The sequence below is a fragment of the Halomonas sp. BC2 genome (genome assembly GCF_002078115.1).
Taxonomy (GTDB): domain Bacteria; phylum Pseudomonadota; class Gammaproteobacteria; order Pseudomonadales; family Halomonadaceae; genus Vreelandella; species Vreelandella stevensii.
Genome location: NZ_LFGT01000003.1, coordinates 58,327 through 61,018, shown reverse-complemented (window position 1 = coordinate 61,018; position 2,692 = coordinate 58,327). Strand labels below are relative to the sequence as shown.

Annotated in this window: 3 protein-coding genes; 1 reads left to right on the top strand and 2 read right to left on the bottom strand. The window is 60.7% G+C overall.

The window, feature by feature from the left end; all coding sequences use genetic code 11:
• Positions 1–365 (top strand): murein hydrolase activator EnvC family protein (locus B7L71_RS01695; protein ID WP_170919414.1); only part of this gene is annotated, 365 nt, incomplete at its 5' end.
• A gap of 61 nt (positions 366–426) precedes the next feature.
• On the opposite strand, the gene gcvT is transcribed toward B7L71_RS01695, so the two are convergent.
• Positions 427–1,539 (bottom strand): glycine cleavage system aminomethyltransferase GcvT, encoded by a 1,113-nt coding sequence (gcvT, locus tag B7L71_RS01690; protein WP_081135535.1) that lies wholly within the window; start codon positions 1,537–1,539, stop codon positions 427–429.
• 88 nt (positions 1,540–1,627) lie between these two features.
• Positions 1,628–2,692 (bottom strand): alanine/glycine:cation symporter family protein (locus B7L71_RS01685; protein ID WP_081135532.1); only part of this gene is annotated, 1,065 nt, incomplete at its 5' end.

Genomic DNA, 2,692 nt, shown 5'->3' with positions numbered 1-2,692 from the left:
GCTGGCCCTGGCCGCTGGAAGATTACCGGGTCGTGAGGCGCTTTGGTGCCGATAGCCGTGGCACGCTACAGCCGATGTTGCTGGCCACCCAGGCCGGTGCCAAGGCCAAGGCCGTGGCGCCTGGAGAAGTGCGCTTTGCCGATGGCATGCGCCAGCTGGGTGAGGTGGTGATCGTGCATCATGCCGACAACCTGCAAAGCGTATATGCGCTCTGCGAGCGACTGCTGGTCAACGTTGGCCAGCAGGTGAGCGCTGGCGATGCCCTGTGCGAAGTTGGCCAAAGCGCCTCAACGCAGCGCTATGACCTGCTCTTCGACCTGCGCCAGGGCGGCAAGCCCATCGACCCGCGACAGGTGTTGAGATAGAAGGTACTGAGGTAGAAGGTATCGAGCAAGCCCCCGCTTTGGGGGCTTGCACAGAAGCACCTCACCCTCGATAGTAGCCAGGCTCCACGAAAGGCATTGGCGTAACGGTCATGGGCAGCGACTTACCCCGAACCAGCGCAAACACCGTCTTGCCCGGCGCTTCCCATTGCCGTTCCACGTAGCCCATGGCCACGGGCTTACCGACGCTGGGGCCAAACCCGCCGGAGGTTACCTGACCGATCTCCTGGCCTGACTCATCCACCAGCGTGACGCCTTCACGTACCGGGGCACGCCCTTCCCCCACCAGACCGACCCGCTTGCGGGTATGATCCTTGGCATCCACCTGATGCAGAATGATATCCGCCCCCGGGAAACCTGCCGGGCGCTCTCCCCCATGGCGGCGCGGCTTGCCGATGGCCCAGATCAAGCTGGCCTCTACCGGCGTGGTGGTCATGTCCATGTCGTGGCCGTAAAGGCACAGTCCCGCCTCAAGACGCAGGGAATCCCGCGCCCCCAGGCCAATCGCTTCCACTTCCGGTTCGGCGAGTAGCGCTTCGGCCAACGCCTGGCTCGCTTCTGCGGCCACGGAAATCTCGAAGCCATCCTCTCCGGTATAACCGCTGCGGCTTATCCACACCTCGTGACCGACCAGGCTGAAACGACCATGCTGCATGAACGTCATGTCACAGGCCGCGGGGCACAGGCGCTGCATGACATCACGCGCCTGGGGCCCTTGCAGCGCCAGCAAACCTCGGTCCAGCACGTCGATCTGGTGAGTAGAACCCAGGTTGGTGCGTAGATGAGCAATATCCTGATCCTTGCAGGCCGCATTGACCACCAGATAGAAGTGATCTCCAGCGTTCACCACCATCAGGTCATCGATGATTCCGCCCTCGGTCCCGGTAAACAGGCCATAGCGCTGCTGGCCAATCTTCAGCCCCACCAGATCGGCGGGAATCAATGTCTCCAGCGCTTCTGCCACATCGTCGCCGGACACCAGAATCTGCCCCATGTGCGACACGTCAAACAGACCGCACTGCTGGCGCGTATGCTCGTGCTCCTTTTTCACACCCAACGGGTACTGCACGGGCATCTCATAGCCCGCAAAGGGCACCATTTTCGCGCCTAACTGAGTGTGCAGTGCATGCAGCGGCGTACGTTTAAGTTCGGTCATGGGCTTCCTCAATGGTCAAAAGAGAAACGGGAAGCCTTAAAGGCTTCCCGGCTCTGGTGGATCTTATCTTCCCGCCTGTGAAAGGCGCTTATTTATCGTGATCCAGGGCTTCACCCGGCAGGATGTCCTTACCCGCAAAATAATCCCGAGTGAGTTTAAACACAACCGGCGACAGCAGCGCCAGCGCAATCAGGTTGGGAATGGCCATCATCGCGTTGAAGGTATCGGCCATCAGCCAGATGAAGCCCAGTTGCGCGATGGCTCCCAGCGGGATGGCCAAAACGAAAAGCACGCGGTACAGCATGATGGAGCGCGTGCCAAACAGGAACTGGCAGCACTTCTCGCCGTAGAACGACCAGCCCAGAATGGTGGTAAAGGCAAAGATGGCCAGCGCCACGGCCACGATCTGGTTACCAAAGCCCGGCAAGGCTGCATCGAAGGAGAGCGCAGTCAAAGACGCTCCGGCTTCGCCATCGATCCATACCGTAGAGGTCAGAATGACCAGCGCGGTGATGGTACAGACGATGATCGTGTCGATGAACGTGCCCAGCATGGCGATCAAGCCCTGACGAACCGGGTTGCGGGTCTGCGCCGCCGCATGGGCGATGGGCGCGCTGCCGAGGCCCGCTTCGTTGGAGAAGATTCCCCGGGCCACGCCAAAACGAATGGCCGCCATGACGGCAGCACCGGCAAAGCCACCGGCAGCGGCAATCGGGTTGAAGGCGTAGTAGAAGATCAGCCTAAAGGCCTCGCCAATTTGCCCCGCGTTGACAATCAGCACCAGCAGCCCAGCCAGTACATAGGCAACCCCCATGATGGGCACCAGCTTACCGGCCACCTTGGCAATACGCTTGATACCACCGAGAATCACCGCCCCGGCCAGCACCATGATGATCACCCCCGTCAGCCAATGGGGCACGCCAAAGGTGGCATCCATGGCATCCGCCACCGAGTTGGACTGCACGGTATTACCAATGCCAAAGGCAGCCACGGCACCAAAGAATGAAAACAGGCCGCCCAGCCATAGCCACTTCTTGCCCAGGCCGTTCTTGATATAGAACATCGGCCCACCAATGTGGTGACCGGTGCTGTCGGTTTCACGGTAACGCACCGCCAGAACCGCCTCGGCGAATTTCGTTGCCATGCCCACTAA

What these genes read in the sequence shown, in the direction of transcription:
- gcvT (WP_081135535.1), bottom strand. Translation starts at nt 1,539, where the DNA reads ATGACCGAACTTAAACGTACGCCGCTGCATGCACTGCACACTCAGTTA.